Here is a 21,178-nt window from a genome sequence, read left to right as displayed (position 1 = left end):
AGGTGCTAGGTGAACAAGACTTTATTTCGGGGCGGGGTAAAGCAAGTGGTTAAAAGCTAAAAATTAACCTCTAACCACTAAATCCTGATATCTAACTTCTGAAATCTTATATCTATCGTCTGTTACCTGACCTCTGAAATCTAATATCTACTTTTTAAACCGCTTTTAAATGACGCTCTGCTGGCGCTACCATTTGCGTTACGAAGTCGGTGAATTCTTCACCTAGGTTTTCATCACGCATGCTGTATTCAACAATCGCTTTTAAGTAGCCAAGCTTATCACCACAATCGTGGGCGCGGCCACTCATGTGGAATGCCTCAACGATTTCGTGCTTCATTAGCTCATCAATAGCATCGGTAAGCTGAATTTCGCCGCCTGCACCCGCTGGTGTTTTAGCAAGTAATGGCCATATTGCTTTCGAAAGAACATAGCGGCCAACAACAGCTAGGTTAGATGGTGCTTCTTCAGCTTTTGGTTTTTCGACCATGGTTTTAATTGGCGCACTTTCGCCCGCTTTAATTTTTACGCCACCGATATCTGCAATACCATATTTATGTACGTTTTCTTGCGGTACTGGCTCAAGCATAATTTGGCTTGCTTTAACCTCGCTAAAACGTTTAATCATAGCAGCAATGTTCTCTTGCGTTTGATCTGCGGTATAACTATCTAAAATAACATCTGGCAATACAACTACAAAGTCGTCATCGCCAACAATTGGTTTTGCACACATAACAGCATGGCCTAATCCTTTAGCCTCGCCTTGGCGTACGTGCATAATGGTTACATCAGCTGGGCAAATAGAGCGCACTTCTTCAAGCAAGGTACGTTTTACACGTTTTTCGAGGGTTGCTTCTAGCTCAAAGCTGGTATCAAAGTGGTTTTCTATAGCATTTTTTGAACTATGAGTAACCAATACAACTTCTTTAATACCCGCAGCAACACATTCGTTTACTATATATTGAATAAGCGGTTTATCAACAAGAGGCAGCATTTCTTTAGGAATTGCCTTTGTCATCGGTAACATACGTGTACCAAGGCCTGCAACAGGAATGACAGCTTTCATAATGTTTAGTCCCTTAAGTGTAGTGATAAGAATAAATAATTACAAAGTATGAGTTATTAACTCATTTTGCGCAATAGTAAAAAAAGATTTATAACCACGTTAGCAGTAATAATATTGACGGAGGATGAACAGGAAACGATAGGAGCTAGGAGCTAGGAGCTAGGAGCTAAAAGATGCTAGTGGCTGGGGTGCCACTAGCAAGGGGGTTAGTTATAAAAATTAACTAGAGTAGTAATAAACTGTTCAACTTGTTGTTGCTCTAGTTCATTAATACCTGCCGCTGCTGCACGGCCGCCGCCGGTGGCAAATTGGCTGCATACGTCAACAGCACCTTGTTTATTATTAAGTGGTGCTCTTACACTTACGGTATAACTTCCTTTGTTATTATAAGTAAGTACTGCATGGGCTTTGTTTGGCGCTTGGTTAGCAAGGTCGTTACCTAATACGCCACTTACACGGCGTGCCCACGGGGCATCATCAAGTAAAATAACCTTTGCAGTATCGCAATTATGTAAAACTTTAGCATCTGCGGCTTTTTGCATATCGGCTTTGTAAGCTTTTTCTAACACGTAATAAACCGATTCACTGTCGTTAATAGCATCAAGCGGTGACTTATATTTTAGTAGTTCATTAAATAAGTCTTCTGGTGCAAAGTGTAAATCAGCTACCTCACTGCCATAGCCGTTATAGTTAATATAAGTACCAAATGCTTTAAGTTGTGACTTTTCGAGCTCTGATAAGCCTAGTTTATCGGCTTCGCTATCGGCTTTTGCAAATAAATTATCGCCATAAGCAGCTGTAATAGCCCATAAGTGATATTGTTTTTCGATAAGGTCACTCACTATTAAGCTAGTACACATATTTGCATCTAAATCGATATGGGCAAATAAGTTTGCATGGTTTGGAATATCACCCGCTTTATGATGATCCACATACATAACTCGTGCACCTACGCATAGAGCATCGTGTAACTCAGCCATGTTTTTTTCCATTGAAATATCGAGTACACGAATATTATCACCAGCTTTTGGGGTGATTTTTTTCAACAGCTGAATATCACGTTTAACACCGGTTACTTTCACGCTCTCTGTTGGATTAGCGAGCTGTAACTGTAAAAGTGCGATGATGCCATCAGCATCACCGTTAAAAATATCGTAGTTCATAAAATCTCAAAAATAATAGAAGGTAGAGATTAGAAGTCAGATTACAGAGGTTAGAAGTTAGACGTCAGAGATTAGATATCAGATTTTAGACGTCAGGTTTCTGACTCTAAATTCCTATAATCCCTGCTTCGCGTAAATAACCAATAATTTGCTCAACGCTTTGCTCAATGCTTTGCTCTGCTGTTTTCACATGAATCTCTGGTTGCTCTGGTACATCGAACGCCGAGCTAATACCTGTAAAATTAGGGATCTCACCGGCACGGGCTTTTTTGTATAAACCTTTAGGGTCGCGGCTTTCGCACACCTCTAATGGCGTATCGATAAATACTTCTACAAATTCACCCTGGTTCATAATGCTGCGAGCACGAGCACGGTCTTCTTTAAACGGTGAAATAAACGCCGTTGATACAATTAAACCGGCATCAACAAACAGTTTAGCTACTTCGCTAATACGACGAATATTTTCAATACGGTCTTCGTCGCTAAAAGTAAGACCCTTGTTTAAGCCCATGCGTACATTGTCGCCATCAAGCAGATAAGTATGACAACCTAATTTGAATAATTTAGCCTCAACCGCATTTGCAATGGTCGACTTACCAGAGCCACTTAATCCCGTATACCAAAGTAATACCGGCTTATGCCCTTTATGTTGTTCTTTTTCAGCACGCGAAACAGTTTGATCGTGCCATACAATGTTCTCGGTCATGGTACCTCTTGGGTTTCTAGGTTCTAGGTTCTAGGTTCTAGGTTCTAGGTTCTAGGTTCTAGGTTCTAGGTTCTAGGTTCTAGGTTCTAGGTTCTAGGTTCTAGGTTCTTCAAAATGATATTCAATGGCTGATTCTTTAACACAGCCTTTTCTTAATTTTATTAACGCTGCAATCATAGCAGCAACTTCTTTAGCTTCTGATATTAATTGCAAGCCAACATGCTTATCGATAAATTTTATCTCAATACCAATATATAATTGAGTTACGAGCTCTCCTGCAGAGCCCTTTGCATAATATAAGAAGCGAGCTTCATCATTCTCTGTTTCTCTTTCGAGGCCTTCAGCGATATTAGAAGGAATTGATAATGCAGCACGTGTTATTTGATCTTTAAAACCGTAATCTTTGCAAACAAACATTACTTTATATATTTCACATGCTAATCGTGATGACTTCTTCCACACATCCATTTGTTCAAATTTCATAATTAGTCCCTTCCCTATTGGTGAAATCCATTCACCACAAAACCTTATCGCAAAATAAACCTAGCGCCTAGTTCCTAACGTCTGAAGGCTTATTATCACCTAGATCCTTCTGATATCTGACTTCTAATATCTTACCTCTATAAAGTTCGATTTAAAACGTAAAACACAGTGCATTTACTTTAGAATACTGAGAGGTATGTGATAAGGAACGATGGGCAGAACTTTATATTTGTATATTTCACATGCTAATCGTGATGACTTCTTCCACACATCCATTTGTTCAAATTCATAATTAGTCTCTTCGCCATTAAATGAAATCCATTCACCACTAAACCTTATCGCAAAATAAACCTAGCGCCTAGTTCCTGAAGACATATTTCTACCTAACGCCTAGCTCCTAGCAACCTAGCGCCTAGCAACCTAGCCCCTAGCGCCTTATACCTAAAACGGAAAAAACACGGGTATCAGGGTCAGTACAACTAGGCTGTAGGTGATTGAGATCGGTAGGCCAAATTTTATGAAATCGGTTAGCTTGTAGTTGCCGGCATTGTAAACCATTAGGTTGGTCTGGTAGCCGTAAGGGCTAATAAAACTACCACTCGCGGCAAAAGCGACTGCAAGTACAAATGGCATGTAACTTACGCCTAAGCCTTGAGCTATGGTAAATGCAATGGGGAATGTAAGCGCTGCTGCTGCGTTATTAGTTATTAACTCTGTAAATAATAGAGTAAGTAAAAATACACCAATAAAAGCAATGTAAACGCTTTGCCCTGCAAGTAAACCCTCGACTTGCTCTGCTATTAGTTTAGATACACCTGAATTATCTAAGGCTGTAGCGAGGGTTAAAGCGCTCATTACAATAAGCCAAAGCTCTAACGGAAAGCGCCGCTTAATTTCGTTTAGTGATAAACAACGGCAGCCCACCAGCACGGCTAAGTAAAAAATAAAGTTTTTTAATAAGCTAATATCAAAAATTAACGAGCCCGCAATGGTTGCCACAAAGCCCCAAGTAACAATACGCTCTCTTAAGCCTTTAAGCATGTTGTCGGCTTTAACACCGCTAAGTATAAAAAAGTTTTTTGTTAAGTTAGTACGTTTAGCAAAGTCAGGGCCAACTGCAAGAATCAAAAAGTCGCCGCTTTGAATGGTGATATCACCTAACTTACCCGAAAGCTTTTCGCCTTCGCGGCGCACTGCAACTACAGCAGCATCGAATCTTGCGCGAAAGCCAGCAGTTTTTAGCGTTTTACCTACCACTGCAGCACCCGGTTTAATAACTACTTCGGTTAAGTTATCGCGTAGTAAACCATCTTGCTCTGCAAATAAGCTTAAACCCTCAAATTGCTGTAGCACCAGTACTTTAGTGACATCGCCCGAAAAAATAAGTTTATCGCCTTCGCGGATCATCTGCGTCGGCGCTACTGGCGAAATTAAGCGATTATCGCGAACCACTTCAACTAAAAATAGTGACTCTAAGCTACGTAATCCATTTTGCTCTACGGTTTTACCTATCAGTGGTGATCCAGTATTCACTTTTGCTTCAACAAAATAATCGCTTGAGGTCTCATCTTTGCTCACTTTGCCTTTTAAGCGGTTAATCGTAAGTGCCATAACCAGCACACAGGCAGCCACAGCAGCTAAGCCTATAGGTAAAAAATCAAAAAACTTAAAACCCTCTGCGCCGCGCTCAATCAGCATAGAGTTAACAATTAAGTTAGTTGAGGTACCAATTAAAGTGAGGGTGCCACCTAAAATAGCGGCATAAGAAAGGGGCAGTAAAAGCTTGGTAGGAGCAATGAGTTTATTGTTTTTTACTGGGCTAATTAAAGTAGCAACCACCGCGGTATTATTTAAAAAGCCAGAGGCTACAACTGTTGCGAATAAGGTTCTAACATAAGACTTAACCACAGAGCCATTAAATAAAACATTGGCAAGTTTTCGTAAAAAGCTGGTGCGTTCAAAAGCAAATGCACACACTACTAAAAGCAGTAATGTGACTAACCCTGGATTAACTGCATTATTCAAAAGCTGCTCAGTAGAAACCAAGTTCGTAGCAAAGCACGACAAACATGCGGCAGCAAATACACGCTCTGGAAATTTTTGAAATTTAATTAAGCCTACAATAGTTGTAACAAATATAACCAAGATAAACCATTGCTGTAAAATCATTCAAATATCCTTATTCTCGACTCGCCAAATCATATCTTCTGCCAAAACTTTAAGGTATTAAAGCCGAGGCGCTTTTTAACAAAATAAACAGCCAGTAAGTTTTGCAAGCTAATAAAAAATGCAGTGGCAGTTGCAGCACCAACTGCACCAAACAGCTTAGTAAAAATAGGCACGCTAATTAAAACACCTAAGCCACTAATAAGTGTAACTAATCGCATATCGCGCTCATGGCCGCTCATCATGAGTAAAAAACCAACAGAACCTGTAACTACATTTACCGCTTGCCCGAGTACTAAAATCTGTAAAATAACAGCCCCTTGCTTAAATTCATCACCAAACAAGCTCATCAAAAACTCAGGAAATATCAGCATAAATAGCACGATGGGTAAAGCGCTTAGTATGAGCAACCTAACAGAAAACAAAGCTGTTTTTCGAATACTTACATCATCACCCTTAGCATGAAAAGCCGAAAATTTTGGTGCAACAACTAAATTTACCGCCATTAGAATAAACGAGGTTAAAAGTGCAATACGCTGGGCAACGCTAAAAAAAGCGACCTGCTCAGCAACTAAAAAAATACCTATGATTATAGGTGCGCACCATTGCACAGATTGGTTCATCATTATGATGACCCAGTTAGGCCTTGCGCTATGCCAAAGCTTTTGAGGGTCTGGCTTTTCACCATTATTATTTAAGTTTTTTATACTTAGCCAGTAAAAAAAGCTAGAGGTTACCCCTAGTGATAAGCTCAAATAAAGCGCTGCTGTACTTGCAGAGTCAGCCGAGAATACAATAACTGCCGCACTACAAAGCATAAAATGAGCAATGTTTTGGCACGGGATACTAGCAATAAGTTTATGGCGAGCCTGCAAGCTCATTGCTACTAAAAATACGATACTCAAACCAATTATTGCTGGGGCAATTAATTGCAACGTATCAGTTAGCTCTGGCTTATTGAATACATTATCAGCGAGCCAAGGTGCAAATGTAAAAGTAATGACAGTAAATATAAATGCAACCGGCAGAACATATTTAAGTGCAAAGTTTAATATTGCTTTAACAGTGTAGCCATTATCAGCATCTGCTGAAGTAAAACGCAATACTGTATTGTCAAAACCGAGCCTAGCAATGCCCGCGAGCATCATAGTTAAAGCTAAACCTAAAAAAAAGTAACCAGCCTGCTCTGCTCCTAGCTGCCTTGCTATAACGATGTTAAACAAAAAGGCCATACCAGCACCTAAAACCCGAATGATAAGCGCTATAGCAGCATTAATTGCGGTATGGCGGTGTTCAGCATCGCTTAAAACAGCTTTAATTTTATAAAGCATTAAATTCTCTGTAAGTATGAAGAGTTAAAAAGAGGGGGAACCTACTAAAAGTTAGTAGGCATTTTTATTCACAAAACCTTTAAAAATAGTTAAAAACACTATTTTTAAATCGAAGAACAATGACCAATTTCGAATGTACTCTAGGTCAAACTCTATGCGTTTTTCCATTTTATCTAATGTATCGGTTTCGCCGCGCCAGCCATTAATTTGAGCCCAGCCAGTAATGCCTGGTTTAACCTTATGGCGTAGCATGTAGCCATCTACCAATTTACGATACTCTTCGTTATGGGCAACTGCATGAGGCCTCGGCCCTACAATCGACATTTGTCCTTGTAATACATTAATAAACTGAGGCAACTCATCTAGGCTCGTTTTACGAATAAACTGGCCTATTGGCGTAAAGCGCGAATCATTTTTAGTCGCTTGGGTTACTTTAGCACCGTCTTCCATTACGTTCATCGAGCGGAACTTCCATACCTTAATCGGCTTACCATCAATACCATAGCGATTCTGCTTAAAGAATACTGGCCCCTTAGAAGTAAACTTAACGGCAAAGGCTAAGCCAAGTAAAACCGGTGATATCATGATTAAAATAAGCGTAGAGAGTACAATATCTTCAATGCGCTTAATAATGGCATTGCTACCATCTAGCGGTGAATCATAAATACTTATCGTAGGTATACCCATAATAGTATCGCTACGTGAGTGCAATAACTGATAGGTGAAAACATCGGGCACAATGTAAACACTTGCGGTGCTATCTGCCAGTTCTTTAACTAGCCACTTACGGCGCTCATAAGCTTGTGGTGGTAATACAATATAAACACGATCTATCCCCCCCTCTTTACAATCACCAACTAGCTGTTCTAAATTACCGATAGTTTGCGCTGCCACTAATTTATGCTTTGGTACGGTGTCATCGTAATAACCACCAAATACCAAACCAAAGCTAGAATGAGCTATAATATTATTTGCTAGTTGTTGACCTAACGTACCCGCCCCCGCAATCACAACCGAGCGTGTATTAATACCTTGAGAGCGCAATGCCCTCAAAATAAAACGTAATATAACGCGATATACGCAAAGACTTACAATTACCGATACAAACCAATAAAACTGTAAACCTTCAGGGTTTAGGTATTGCGGCGCTAAAAAGTTTACACTTAGGAATAAAATTGCCGCACTAACAAACCAATGTGAAATCGTTTTTTTAAGCTCTTTGTAAATTGAGAGGCCACGCCAAGATATATAAAGCTTATCGAGCTCACTCGTAAAGTGAAATAAAAACACAGCCAGCAATGCCGCGGTTGTGTGCTGCAGTAACCAAGGCAGCCCTTGTAATGCAACAGTACCCCACAAGCAACCGACAATAATACTGATGTCCAAAATTCTTTGGATAAATGCAACAATCGTTGCGTTACTTTGTAAAATCCCTGAATTCTTATGCGGCATTTTGTTCTTCTACTTGTTAAGCTTTTTTATTACAGTTTTTAGTGAATCTTGCCAGTGACTACTTTCTGGTAAGTTTAATAAAGATAGCCTATTATCCTGCATTACGGAATATTTAGGTCGTTTTGCTGGTGTAGGAAACTGCTCTGTGGTCAGCTTGTTCAACTTAGGTATTGAAAAATTGGCATTTAATTTAGCTTTAACTGCAAAAATTGATTCTGCAAATTCATACCAAGAAACAGCTTTATCGCCACAAAAATGGTAAAGCCCATAATCACGAAAATCACTACTTTCGATACGTGTCACTATAACAACGATTAAGGCAGCTAAATCACCGGCGTACGTCGGGCAACCATGTTGATCAGCGACTATACCTAACTCATCACGTTCACTCGCTAATCGCAGCATCGTTTTCACAAAGTTATTACCGTATTCACTGAAAACCCATGCTGTACGAATAATAATGTGCTTAGAAGTAACCGCCTTAATAGCTTGCTCACCAGCAAGTTTTGTCACTCCATATATTCCTTGTGGGGATGTACTGTCAGTGGGTAAATAAGGCTCAGTAGCATTGCCGTCAAAAACATAATCGGTAGATACATGGATTAACGGTATATCAAGCATAGCAGCGGCATAAGCTAGATTTTCTGGGCCTTGGCAATTTACAGCGTGTGCCTGTTCAGGTTCACTTTCAGCCTTATCAACCGCCGTATACGCTGCACAGTTAACGATTACATCAGGTTTAAGTGAGTCAACCATTTTTTGTACTGATGCTTTACAGGTTATATCTAGCTCTTTGCTCGACAAAGCAGTTAGTTCTATAGAATCACTTATGCAATCTTGGAAGCAAAGGCCTAACTGGCCATTTGCTCCGGTAAGAAGTACCTTCATTTATAAGTCCTTTAATAATCCGGCTTCTAAATCTTTAGCTGATAAAGATGGTTCAAAATCAATTGGCCAATCGATGGCTAAGTCTGGGTCATTCCAACAAATAGCCCCTTCATCACTTGGGTCGTAATAGTCTGTACATTTATATTCAAAATCGGCTATATCGCTAAGCACTACAAAGCCATGAGCAAAACCTGGTGGTACCCAAAATTGCTTTTTATTGTCGCCTGTTAAAAGTACGCCTTCCCACTGACCAAATGTTGCTGAATCTTTACGAATGTCGACTGCTACATCAAACACTTCGCCAGTAACAACACGTACTAACTTACCCTGAGGCTTTGTTTTTTGAAAATGTAAACCTCTTAAAACCCCTTTACAAGAACGACTATGATTGTCTTGTACAAAGGTGAGGCCATCACCAATAACACTCGCATATCGCTCAGCTTGAAAAGTTTCTAAGAAGAAACCTCTATCATCACCAAATACTTTTGGTTCAATAATTTTAACTTCAGGAATTTTTGTATCTACAATATTCATTTTATTTATCTTTAACTAAATTTAATAAATACTGGCCATAACCGGTTTTTTTGAGGTTATTGCCTGCAGTTAAAACCTGCTCTTTGCTTAGCCAGCCTTTTTGTAAGGCAATTTCTTCAAGACAAGCAACTTTTAACCCCTGACGATGCTCTATTGTTTGCACAAATTGACCAGCCTCAATTAAAGAGTCATGGGTGCCGGTATCTAACCAAGCAAAACCGCGCCCTAAAACATTTACATTTAGGTCCCCGCGATTAAGGTAAACGTTATTTACATCTGTAATTTCAAGCTCACCACGAGGCGATGGTTTAATATTGCGAGCTATTTCTACTACATCGTTATCGTAAAAATATAGCCCTGTTACAGCATAATTTGATTTAGGCTCTGCTGGCTTTTCTTCAATGCTGGTAGCAATGCCATTTTCATCAAAGTCAACAACACCAAAACGCTCAGGATCGGTTACATGATAACCAAAAACGGTAGCGCCACTATCACGCGATACAGCTGACGTTAGTTGCGCACCAAAGCTCTGTCCGTAAAAAATGTTATCGCCTAAAACAAGACAAACGTTATCATCACCAATAAAGTCAGCACCAATAGTAAAAGCTTGTGCCAAGCCATCTGGGCTTGGTTGTACGGCATAACTAATGTTTATACCAAACTGGCTACCGTCAGCTAATAAACGTTCAAATGCTGGCATATCTTCTGGAGTAGAGATAATTAGCACATCTTTAATACCCGCTAGCATTAATACAGAAAGCGGATAAAAAATCATTGGCTTATCGTAAATAGGTAAAAGCTGTTTTGACACACCTTGAGTGATTGGGTGCAAACGCGTTCCAGAACCACCTGCTAAAATTATTCCTTTATATTTTTTCATTTTCTTTATCCTTTATTTTGCATTCTAGCCAATACGGTCAAGTTTGTAGTCACCATTTAAAACGCGCTGCCACCAGTTCGTATTAGCTAGGTACCACTCAACAGTTTTACGCATACCCGTTTCAAAAGTTTCTTCTGGCACCCAGTTTAGCTCTTGTTGCATTTTAGTAGCATCAATTGCATATCTTACATCGTGTCCAGGGCGATCTTTAACAAAGGTAATAAGGTCTTTGTAATTAGCAATGCCTTCTGGTTTATTAGGTACAAGCTCTTCAAGTAATTCACAAATCGTGTGAACTACTTCAATATTTTGTTTTTCGTTATGACCACCAATATTATATGTTTCGCCTACTTTACCTTCAGTTACGACCTTGTATAAAGCGCGAGCGTGGTCTTCAACAAATAGCCAATCACGAATTTGCTTACCATCGCCATATACAGGTAAAGACTTACCATGTAATGCATTTAAAATAACATGCGGAATAAGCTTTTCAGGGAAGTGGTAAGGGCCATAATTATTAGAACAATTAGTTACAACAACAGGTAAACCATAGGTTCTGCCCCACGCTCTCACTAAATGGTCAGACCCTGCCTTACTCGCCGAGTAAGGGCTACTTGGCGCGTAAGGTGTTTGTTCGGTAAATAGATCATCGGTACCTTCAAGATCACCATACACTTCGTCTGTTGAAATATGATGAAACTTAAACTCAGCTTGCGCATCAACAGTCAAGCTTTGCCAATGCAGCCTTGCACACTCCAGCATATTAAATGTGCCAATAACATTGGTATTAATGAATGCACCAGGACCTTCAATAGAGCGGTCAACATGGCTTTCTGCTGCTAAATGCATTACTAAATCAGGCTTATATTCGTCAAACACTTGTTTAAGCGCCTGATAGTCACAAATATCAACTTGTTCGAAAATATAACATTCAGATTGCAACTCAGATGGAATTGACTCTAAATTACCCGCATAAGTTAGAGCATCTACATTTATTACTGTATTGTTTGTATTTTCAAGAATATGCCTTACAACAGCGCTTCCGATAAAGCCCGCGCCACCTGTTACTAAAATGTTCACTTGAAGTCCTTCTATTTATAACTTTTTAAATAATACTTAATAGCATCAACAACATGAATTCTAACTGTTTTTGATTTAAACAAACTCATAACCCCACCTGCGCTACATCGAATACCGTCAGTATTAACTGTAAGGTGGCCAAGATAATGGACTTTCAGATTTAAGCCTTTAAGCCTTTTACAAAAATCAGGCTCATTCATAAATAAGAAAAACCGATTATCTAAGCCAGTAAGCTTAGTCCAAACGTCAGTTCGCAAGCCCCAAAATGAGCTTTGCACCCATTCTGCTTCTAAAATATTACTAGAATCGTTTGAGCTACCGCTAATATATTCTCTTACAATTGGTTTGTTTTTGAAATAAGGTAACCTTTTGAAAACTTGAGCTTTAAGGCTAGGGAACTTACGTGCAATGTTTTCTGTAACCCCCATATTATCAATATGCTTTACACTAACTAGCCCAACCATTTCATCTTCTGCAAGATGTTTGATACAGTTTTGAAGTAGCGTTGGATCTTCAATTTCTATGTCAGGATTAATTAAAAAGCAATAATCACTACTTAAGTCAATTGATATATTTGTTGCTAGAGTATATCCGATATTTTTTTGTGGACGCACAAGGCTAAAAGATCTAAAACAGCTCTCATATGTCTGTATATCACCATAAAGAAGGTAATTTTCTTCGTTTTCACTATTATCTACAACTACTAAATCTATATTTTGAGCAACAGTTTGCTTTGAAAGTAGGTGAATATTTTTTTTAACTAAGGTGCCTTTACCATAGTCTACAATTGATACAGAAATTTTCATTTTTCCTACTCCACTATAACCTTTGCAAGCTTATCCCAACCATTAACTTCTTTAAATTTAGAGTTGAAATTTCTAATAGTATCAAATGAATGACCGCTAACCAGCTTATTTATTGCTATTGATAGTGAATATGGATCATCAGGATTAAACCAAAACACCTTATCATAACTGCCAACTGTTTCTTGTGCGTATGGTAAGTCAGCAACAATGATAGGCTTGTTAAGTTTAATAGCTTCTGTAATTGGTAAGCCCCAAGTTTCCATTTTTGAAGGGAAAATTAAAGCATCACATTCGCTAATCATTTGCAGAGTTTTTTTGTGCGGCTGTAGCCCTATAAATTTAATGTTTGTTTGTCCTGCAGCCTTTTTATAAATTCCTTTGGCTACTTTATTCTCTTCTCCCGTTATAGTTAAAAACATATCAATATTAGAGCTTGCTAAATCTTTTTTAAAAGCATCAACTATAACACTATGATTTTTAAAAAACCTTGGAAAAGCAGGGTAGAAAAGATTTACTTTATCCTTAGAGAATTCACTTGAATTATCTTTTTCAACAACTAACTCAGCCCCCACATTTGGCCTAGAAACAATTACTTCTGAATTAAAGTTTTCACTAAAATAAGAAGCAAACCAATGTTGTTGAACTATAACAGCATCATTACTTTTTATATTGAATCTATAAAGATATTTATATAATTTCGAGAATAAAAACTGCTTATAATCCTTAAACATATCTCCTAAAGTCAACTTTAGAAAAACTGACGGATTATGACAGTAAACGTATTGCTTTCTAGATATAACTTTTGGACTTGTGTCATGTAGGGAGAACCAACTATAAACATTTCCCAACTTCTCAGAGAACTCTTTAAAGTAGAAATATTCAAAATATACCCTTTTAAACCAAGACTTTTTTGACTCTGGGAAATAGTGTAACTTTATATTTTTAGCATCTATTCCAGTAATAACATCTTCATTTGCTACTAAAAAATGAATGTCCAATGATGGGTCTAGGGAAAGCTCAGAAAATGCATTAAAACAATCTCTTAGTACTGTCAGCGGTCCACCGTCAACAAGATTTACAGCTGAAACCACAATTATTTTTTTATCCACGAACCACTCTCATCATCATAAACCTTTAATATTCTCGCTGGGATACCACCTAATATACAAGCTCTACTGGGTGATTTAGTTACAACAGAATTAGCGCCAACAATAGTTCCGGCTGGTAGCGTAACTCCCTTCAGAATAACCGCCCCCTCTCCCAACCAACAATTGTCGCAAATTTTTATAGACTGTGATATAAGTTCTCTTTTATCAGGCTCCTCCAGTGGGCTAGATTGTGCAGCCCCCAAATATTTGCCATGATCATGATCAACAATAGTCACTCGACTCCCGATTAATACATTCTCCCCTATATCAATAGATTTTGAAGCACCAATATGTACATAATCGTTAACTTTAACATTTTTCCCGAATCTAATTGTTCCAGTTTTACTTACAACTTCACAGCGGAAGTCTTTTCCAGCTGTAAAACCATCACCAAAAGAAATTAGTTTTTTATTTAAAAGCAACGGAAAACCTTTAAAAACCCTTACTTTAAATCCAAAAAGAACTTTCGAATATAAAACAAAGAAAACTAATTTAAAAAAAGTTAAGACCCCATATTTCATGGCTTCACCTTTCTAGTATAAAAATAAATAATCAGACAAAAAAGCAATTGCCAATATAAATTTGGATGTACAATGAATGATTGAAAACTTGCCAAAGAAAAAGCATATGAAAAGAGGCAAAAACCTAATAAATAAAAAGAATTAAAAGTTTTTTTAAAATAAAAGAACAAATAAAAAAACATGTATAAAAGCATAGGTAGGATCGATAAATAGACGCCAAAGTCTAAATAAAAAGTTGCTAATGCTGTTGGAACTGTAACCCCTGTAGAAATTGGGTCATACAAACCTCTAATGTGGATCATATCTTGTAACTCTGGGTAAGCCATATGTAACTTTAAAAATCCAATACTAATCCATTCAAACGAGGCTAAACCATAAGTATGCCCTTTCAATTGCATAACGAAGTGGTCTAAATTTTCGAAACTCAAAGGAAAATATGCATATATAATAGGTATTGACTCTGGCAAAGCATAACTCCCCTTCCAATCAATTACATCGAAATAAGTTATTGAGTACTCACCAAAGCGGTTCACTCTACTAGAGCCTAGTTCTGCAAGCATTGAGAACATTACCAAAGAAACAAAACTTAACAACAATAAATGTTTTTTATTAAATTTTATTACTTTAAGCTCTGCATTCAAAAAAATAAGTGCAACTAACTGAATAATGAAGTCTATTCTCGACAAGCGACTAAATGGAACTAGAAAGCATACTGCGATCAGAATAAGGTAAATTTTCTTCCTTTCTCGGGCATAGCATATAAAAAGCGCCAAAGCAACCAGTGGAAAAAATCTAGCAAAAACCCCGATAACTGGTGGAAAAACATGATGGATTTCATTAGCGATTTCAGGGTTAAATGCAGGAATTACTAATCCACTTTGTATGACATTTGAAAATATATATATTAAGAGAACAAACCAAAATAAAAATAGGGTAGCTTTCTTCCAGCGGAAATAATCTATATTCAAATTCGAAAGCACATCAACTTTATTAACTTTTCTTTTTTTAAAGCAGATTAACAAAGTGGGTAAAACTACCCAAGCTATCAGCGCACAAAAAAGAAGAAAGTAAGTTTCTAGTTGCCAACTCGGTGACTGCAATCCACTTAGCCTGAACGTAGCAAAAAAACTAGGTACAAAAAAACAGATGTAGATTAGAGTTACAGGATTTACAAAGTCTCTAGTTTTTAAAACCGTAATAGGAAGACAAAAAAAACCAACCACCAATATTAATACTTGATAAATTAAGTCCATTACAAATCCTGTACGTATTTTCCACAATTACTAACTGCATCCGTACTTTCAAACTCATTTAAATCAACTTTAAGGCTTCGATTAAGTGCCTTGAACAACAACTTAAATAAATGAAACTCATTTCTCAATAGCAGTTTAATTAATTTAAGAAAGAAGCAATAAAATATTACAGCCATAGAATAAAGAGCACCATCTTCAAGTAATCGAATAAAAATAAATTGATTTCTCGTCGAGTAATAAAACTGAAGTTCACTTCTATCACCAACTGTACCACCAAAATCATGCTCAACAAATGAATCATCTGCAACTATGAGTTTAACTCCAAGCTTTTCAGCTTTATAGCAGTAGTATACTTCTTCCCAGTACAAGAAAAAGTTTTCTTTCATAAAACCCAATTCATTTATCAAGTTAATAGGTAACAACATTGCCGCCCCAGATAAAAAACGAGCTTTAAAGGCTTTAGGGGGCTTAGTAGAAACCCTATAACTATTAGTTACATAACCAAAGGATTGAAAACCATCTGCACTACCAGAAGCTAAAACTCTAGAACCCACTATTGAAAAGCCATCCATTTTTTCAAGCGCCTTTTCAAGTGCATATTTTTCAGCATAAGCATCAGGGTTGAGCAGCCAACAATAATCATAATTATCAATAATTGTTGATTTAAGACCTTTATTACATCCATATGCAAAGCCATAGTTGTTCAATGACTGTTCAATTTTAACAGTAACATTTTTACTACCATTCAGATGTAAAATCAGCGAGCATGAATGCTCATTTATATCAATACTATTGTCATTAACTTCATAGTGGCCCTCGAGAAAGGATTTGACCTGATTTAGAAACCCTGACTCTTGCTTATTATTTACAACATAAACATCTGTAGTGATAGATTGGTTTAATAAACAGTCTAAACATTTCGCTAAGTCTTCATTGAATGAGTACGCAACTATGCAAGTCAAAATTTTCATTTCACCACCCTAGTGAAATATTTGGGAACATTTCACTTAACACTTTAGCCTCATTTTTATACACTTCTCTAAGGTATATTTTTTCTTTTGAAAAATCGGGCTTATCTGCATTTACTTCAAAAACATTCTTTTTAATAACATCTTTGATACCTAAGGGAATCAATTTATGAATCCTTGTATCTGAGATATATCTTCGAACCTTACTTAAAAATTGATTCCTTGGCATAGAAAAGGAATTTTCCTTAGGCAACTCCAAGTTTTCAGGACATTCATCCTCTGAGACAACTAATTTATATAAATTAGTTAATTCATTTGAGTTTCTCTTAACGATATCTTCAAACTGATAAACATGCACAGAATCTTCGCCAAATAAATTGGTATATCTAGTAATAAATTCGCTATAAAAACCCTCATCGATATATTCTTTCTTAAAGTGAGGGTTCGACAATGAATCCATAAAACTTGAACTATTAATACCTAACTTGTAATCCATTAGATAATGGCTTAAAGCTCTTTCAATTGGATTTCTTATGATGATGATTATTTCCGCTTTACTATTATATCCATAAATTTCGTATGGAGCAGAGTTACAGCTAAGGTAAGAGGGGCATATGTCTATATAAACATCTTTTCCTTCGCTAAATTCCCTTTGATATTTAGAAAGAGAATCTATTGCTTCAACAGCGTAATATGAGTCAGCCACTGTCAGTCTGCTAAAGTAATGCGTTTCTTTATTTTTAGTTACACCAATACGAGGATTATTTTTAAACAACTCATATAAAGAGGATGTTCCACATTTTGGTGAACCTACTATAAATCTTGAAACTTTATGCATAACCTAACCTTTCCCATAGAGCAATATCTTTTTCATCGACGAGGTGTAACAGGTCATTATTTGCATTAGCTCGTGCCTTTACAAAAAAACTGTCATTTACTTTAATCTCTTTTCCTAGAAACGAAGCTATTTCATCTACCCGAGATTTATTAGTTATTAAGTCTTCATATTTTAAAGATAAATACCTGTCTGAATTTAATGTTTCTAAAAAATTCACACAGCTGTTATTGTATACTTCCCATAGTTTTATTGAATATTGGAAGTTTTTGCAAAGCTCAGAGTTTAAATAAAATTCTGATTTATTTTTTAACTTATTTTTCACTAGTGTAAAAAAATGCTTCATCGATAATTGCTTCTCAATTCCTAGGCTATCTTTGACAGCTCTGGTTTCTAGTGATTTAGCAACATCCAAAGGGTTTCTATATATAAAGATATATTTTGCTTTTGGGTAAATTTCATTCCAGTGCTCTAAAAACAAGCAACTCCGTGGATCCTTCCAGCCCCAAAGCTCATTTGAGTTTAAAAAGAAAGATTTAAAAGCTTTAGAATTTGTTTGCGATTTAAATAAAAGACTCAACTTAGTATCAGTAAGATTCTTATAATTACCTAGAAACGCATAAGGGTTATCCCAACTACAACCATAGATTCTTAATACCTTTTCATGCAAAGCCAAAAAAGGGTGGGCTTCCTTGTTTTTTCCGTAGGCATTGCCAAAATAGAAGCCATTATCCTCGAGTATGTCAACTAACATAGTTGTCCCCGAACGATGCATACCTATAATTATTACAGGTTCAGCGCTCATATAGATCTCGCTCCCCACTCAGGGTAATGCTCTCTGATATATAAATTTAAAGCTTTTTCCGCCTCTGTATATACACGAGTTTCGAGGTTTGCAGTCTGAGTTTCTGCCTCAGTATTTGTGATCATACCCGCCCCCACAGTTACATTGGTTAAACGGTCAATGATGATGAATGAACCGGTACCTACCACTTGTTTGTATTGGTCTATAACGACTGGTGCTGATGTTTCGATAGTACAATTAGCAATTTCGTTTAATTGTAATTCGCTGGCATCAATTTGCTCTAAGGTATTTACATCTATACGGTGGTTAATATTGCTGATTTTACCAAAAGTGTTTTTAGTGCCAATTTTTAGCTCGTACTCTTTACCTGGTTGCATTGCGGCATCTGCCATCCAGACTATCGTTGCGGCAAAGTTTGAGCTAGTGGTAGGTAGCTGCTTTTGATCAGTGCTTGATTTAACAATGACATCACCACGCGAAATATCAATTTCGTCTTCTAAAGTAAGTGTAATTGCTTGACCCGCAAAAGCGCTTGATAAATCGCCATCGGCAGTAACAATACGCTCTACTGATGATGTTTTACCCGATGGAAACGCCGTAATTTGGTCGCCTACATTAATAATGCCGCTAGCAATGGTGCCGCAAAAGCCGCGAAAATCTAAATTAGGGCGATTCACATACTGTACTGGTAAGCGGAAGGTATCTAGGTTTTTATCGTCACTAATGGTTACAGTATCAAGTAACTGCATTAAAGTTGCACCTGGGTACCAGTCTAGGTTTTCGCCTTTATCAACAACATTATCACCTTTAAGCGCCGAGATTGGCACAAAGCGCACATCAGGAATGTCTAATTGCTCAGCAAAGGCTTTGTAATCGGCTTTAATTTGGCGGTAAACGTCTTGACTATAATCGACTAAGTCCATTTTATTAATGGCGACGATAACGTGCTTAAGGCCAAGTAGAGATGCAATATAGCTGTGGCGCTTAGTTTGTGTTTGCACACCTTTACGTGCATCAATCATCACAATAGCAAGGTCACAGTTAGATGCACCGGTTGCCATGTTACGCGTGTATTGCTCGTGCCCTGGGCAGTCAGCAATAATAAACTTACGCTTTTCAGTGGCAAAATAGCGGTAAGCTACATCAATGGTAATGCCTTGCTCACGTTCTGACTGAAGGCCATCTACCAGTAACGCTAAATCGAACTCTTCGTCTGTTGTATTGAATTTTTTTGAGTCGTTTTTAATAGCAGCCATGTGATCTTCAAAAATTAATTTTGAATCATGTAATAAACGGCCAATTAATGTTGATTTACCGTCATCAACATTACCACAAGTTAAAAAGCGCAGTAGATCTTTGTTTTCATGTTGTTTTAAATAACCTTCGATATCTGTTTCAAGAAGGTTTGGGGTAATTTGTTCAGTCATTTTCCATCCTTACTTAAGCTATAAGCTATAAGCCATAAGCTTGAAGTCTAAATACTTTCTATAGAGTTTTTCAGGCCACAAAGCATTGCCTGTAACTCTTTTGTTTCTGCAACCCATATAGACCCTATATCGTTAGATAAATATCCTATCTCTATTCCGATATAAATTTGAGTCCGAGCTTCTGAAAGCGATGAGCGAGCAATATCTAAAAATCGACGTTTTTCTTTATTACTATCTCTGCTCATCCCTTCCGCGATGTTACTAGGTACTGATAAGCCAGCTCTAGTCAGCTGATCTCGAAAGCCGTAATCCCGCAATTCAGTTGTTCCTTTATAAATATTCGAAGACAACCTTGCCGAACGCTTCCAAACTTCTAAATTTTCAAAATTCATAACAATTCCTTGTTGTATCTATTTAGTAAAGTCTTTAATCCACTTAAGACTTACAGCTTAGAGCTTACGGCTTATTAAAAGTAACCTTCCATTTTCTTTTTCTCCATTGAGCCTGATGAATCGTGATCGATTACACGGCCTTGGCGCTCTGATGTTTTGGTTAGTAACATTTCTTGAATGATTTCTGGGAGCGTTGTGGCGTTAGATTCAACCGCACCAGTTAGTGGGTAACAGCCAAGGGTTCTAAAGCGTACCATTTTCTTCATTGGTACTTCGCCTTCTTCAAGTGGCATACGTTCGTCATCAACCATAATTAATGTACCGTCACGCTCAACCACTGGGCGTTCTGCCGCTAAGTAAAGTGGCACAATGTCGATGTTTTCTAGGTAGATGTATTGCCAAATATCTAGCTCAGTCCAGTTACTCAGTGGGAATACACGAATACTCTCGCCTTTGTTTACCTTACCGTTAAAGGTATTCCATAACTCTGGACGTTGGTTTTTAGGGTCCCAACGGTGGTTTTTATCGCGGAATGAATAAACACGCTCTTTAGCACGTGATTTTTCTTCGTCGCGACGCGCCCCCCCAAATGCAGCGTCAAACTGGTATTTGTCTAGTGCTTGTTTTAAGCCTTGGGTTTTCATGATGTCGGTATGCTTTGCACTACCGTGAGTAAATGGGCCTACGCCTGCATCTACACCGTCTTGGTTAATATGTACCAATAAGTCAAACCCTAGCTTTTCGGCCATTTTGTCGCGAAACTCGATCATTTCTTTAAATTTCCATGTTGTATCAACATGCATTAAAGGGAACGGTGGTTTTGCAGGGTAAAATGCTTTCATTGTTAAATGCAGCATTACTGCTGAGTCTTTACCGACAGAGTAAAGCATTACTGGGTTATCAAATTCGGCAGCAACTTCACGAATAATGTGAATAGATTCAGCTTCTAGTTGCTTTAGGTGAGTCATGCGGGCTTGGGAGATTTCCATTTTTACTCCATGAAAGTATGCTAGATTTCGAAAGAAAGAAGCCGTAGTAGAAGTCAGAAGTAAGATATCAGAGGTTAGACGGTAAATATCAGATGTTAGATATCAGAGGTTAGATATCAGAGGTTAGATATCAGGTTTCAGATATCAGTTTAGATATCAGATGTCTGCTTTCGGATATCGGTGCTTTGATTTCAGATATTTGATCTGACTCCATAAAAGTAGACACCTTTTTGGAGCCAGTAACCATGAAAGTAAAACCATATCGCAAACATTCGCTCGAATTTAAAA

General features: G+C 37.6%; 21 protein-coding genes. All 21 read right to left on the bottom strand.

Annotated features, from left to right (window positions below; all coding sequences use genetic code 11):
• Window positions 1-154: 154 nt before the first annotated feature.
• Window positions 155-1,063 (bottom strand): UTP--glucose-1-phosphate uridylyltransferase GalU, encoded by a 909-nt coding sequence (galU, locus tag C2M25_RS06435; RefSeq protein ID WP_105180726.1) that lies wholly within the window; start codon window positions 1,061-1,063, stop codon window positions 155-157.
• 206 nt (window positions 1,064-1,269) lie between these two features.
• Window positions 1,270-2,226 (bottom strand): DHHA1 domain-containing protein, encoded by a 957-nt coding sequence (locus C2M25_RS06430; protein ID WP_105180725.1) that lies wholly within the window; start codon window positions 2,224-2,226, stop codon window positions 1,270-1,272.
• A gap of 106 nt (window positions 2,227-2,332) precedes the next feature.
• Window positions 2,333-2,932, bottom strand: a complete 600-nt coding sequence (cysC, locus tag C2M25_RS06425; protein ID WP_105180724.1) for an adenylyl-sulfate kinase — start codon at window positions 2,930-2,932, stop codon at window positions 2,333-2,335.
• 93 nt (window positions 2,933-3,025) lie between these two features.
• Window positions 3,026-3,415: a four helix bundle protein gene (locus C2M25_RS06420; RefSeq protein WP_105180723.1), complete on the bottom strand. Its 390-nt coding sequence runs from the start codon at window positions 3,413-3,415 to the stop codon at window positions 3,026-3,028.
• Between the two features lie 441 nt (window positions 3,416-3,856).
• Complete coding sequence (locus tag C2M25_RS06415) at window positions 3,857-5,584, bottom strand: SLC13 family permease (protein WP_105180722.1); 1,728 nt, start codon at window positions 5,582-5,584, stop codon at window positions 3,857-3,859.
• A 29-nt stretch (window positions 5,585-5,613) separates the two neighbouring features.
• On the bottom strand, window positions 5,614-6,912 hold the full coding sequence (locus C2M25_RS06410) for an oligosaccharide flippase family protein (RefSeq protein WP_105180721.1): 1,299 nt from the start codon (window positions 6,910-6,912) through the stop codon (window positions 5,614-5,616).
• 51 nt (window positions 6,913-6,963) lie between these two features.
• On the bottom strand, window positions 6,964-8,364 hold the full coding sequence (locus tag C2M25_RS06405) for an undecaprenyl-phosphate glucose phosphotransferase (protein WP_105180720.1): 1,401 nt from the start codon (window positions 8,362-8,364) through the stop codon (window positions 6,964-6,966).
• 9 nt (window positions 8,365-8,373) lie between these two features.
• Entirely contained in the window at window positions 8,374-9,252 is an 879-nt protein-coding gene (gene rfbD, locus C2M25_RS06400) for a dTDP-4-dehydrorhamnose reductase (protein ID WP_105180719.1), read from the bottom strand.
• A complete protein-coding gene (gene rfbC / locus C2M25_RS06395; protein WP_105180718.1) occupies window positions 9,253-9,786 on the bottom strand; it encodes a dTDP-4-dehydrorhamnose 3,5-epimerase in 534 nt (177 codons plus the stop codon).
• 1 nt (window position 9,787) lies between these two features.
• Window positions 9,788-10,666, bottom strand: a complete 879-nt coding sequence (rfbA, locus tag C2M25_RS06390; protein ID WP_105180717.1) for a glucose-1-phosphate thymidylyltransferase RfbA — start codon at window positions 10,664-10,666, stop codon at window positions 9,788-9,790.
• A 24-nt stretch (window positions 10,667-10,690) separates the two neighbouring features.
• Window positions 10,691-11,746, bottom strand: a complete 1,056-nt coding sequence (gene rfbB / locus C2M25_RS06385) for a dTDP-glucose 4,6-dehydratase (RefSeq protein WP_105180716.1) — start codon at window positions 11,744-11,746, stop codon at window positions 10,691-10,693.
• 11 nt (window positions 11,747-11,757) lie between these two features.
• The gene (locus C2M25_RS06380) at window positions 11,758-12,552 is read right to left on the bottom strand and encodes a hypothetical protein (RefSeq protein ID WP_105180715.1); all 795 of its coding nucleotides are present in this window, start codon (window positions 12,550-12,552) and stop codon (window positions 11,758-11,760) included.
• Window positions 12,553-12,557: 5 nt separating this feature from the next.
• Entirely contained in the window at window positions 12,558-13,661 is a 1,104-nt protein-coding gene (locus tag C2M25_RS06375; RefSeq protein WP_105180714.1) for a glycosyltransferase, read from the bottom strand.
• Window positions 13,646-14,221, bottom strand: coding sequence for a DapH/DapD/GlmU-related protein (locus C2M25_RS06370; RefSeq protein WP_105180713.1), 576 nt, complete (start codon window positions 14,219-14,221; stop codon window positions 13,646-13,648). Before C2M25_RS06370 ends, C2M25_RS06375 begins: the two co-directional genes overlap by 16 nt.
• A complete protein-coding gene (locus C2M25_RS06365) occupies window positions 14,218-15,474 on the bottom strand; it encodes an O-antigen polymerase (protein ID WP_105180712.1) in 1,257 nt (418 codons plus the stop codon). Before C2M25_RS06365 ends, C2M25_RS06370 begins: the two co-directional genes overlap by 4 nt.
• Complete coding sequence (locus C2M25_RS06360) at window positions 15,474-16,445, bottom strand: glycosyltransferase family 2 protein (RefSeq protein WP_105180711.1); 972 nt, start codon at window positions 16,443-16,445, stop codon at window positions 15,474-15,476. Before C2M25_RS06360 ends, C2M25_RS06365 begins: the two co-directional genes overlap by 1 nt.
• Before the next feature lies 1 nt (window position 16,446).
• The gene (locus tag C2M25_RS06355) at window positions 16,447-17,280 is read right to left on the bottom strand and encodes a sulfotransferase domain-containing protein (protein WP_105180710.1); all 834 of its coding nucleotides are present in this window, start codon (window positions 17,278-17,280) and stop codon (window positions 16,447-16,449) included.
• Complete coding sequence (locus C2M25_RS06350) at window positions 17,273-18,082, bottom strand: sulfotransferase (protein WP_105180709.1); 810 nt, start codon at window positions 18,080-18,082, stop codon at window positions 17,273-17,275. The genes C2M25_RS06355 and C2M25_RS06350 overlap by 8 nt, the downstream gene beginning before the upstream one ends.
• Window positions 18,079-19,509, bottom strand: coding sequence for a sulfate adenylyltransferase subunit CysN (gene cysN, locus C2M25_RS06345; protein WP_105180708.1), 1,431 nt, complete (start codon window positions 19,507-19,509; stop codon window positions 18,079-18,081). The genes C2M25_RS06350 and cysN overlap by 4 nt, the downstream gene beginning before the upstream one ends.
• Window positions 19,510-19,556: 47 nt before the next feature.
• A complete protein-coding gene (locus tag C2M25_RS06340) occupies window positions 19,557-19,901 on the bottom strand; it encodes a four helix bundle protein (protein ID WP_062566045.1) in 345 nt (114 codons plus the stop codon).
• Between the two features lie 74 nt (window positions 19,902-19,975).
• A complete protein-coding gene (gene cysD, locus C2M25_RS06335; RefSeq protein ID WP_105180707.1) occupies window positions 19,976-20,890 on the bottom strand; it encodes a sulfate adenylyltransferase subunit CysD in 915 nt (304 codons plus the stop codon).
• Window positions 20,891-21,178: the final 288 nt, after the last annotated feature.

The organism is Pseudoalteromonas sp. T1lg21, assembly GCF_002964625.1.
GTDB classification, from domain to species: domain Bacteria; phylum Pseudomonadota; class Gammaproteobacteria; order Enterobacterales; family Alteromonadaceae; genus Pseudoalteromonas; species Pseudoalteromonas gelatinilytica.
This window is presented reverse-complemented; position numbering and strand designations above follow the sequence as displayed.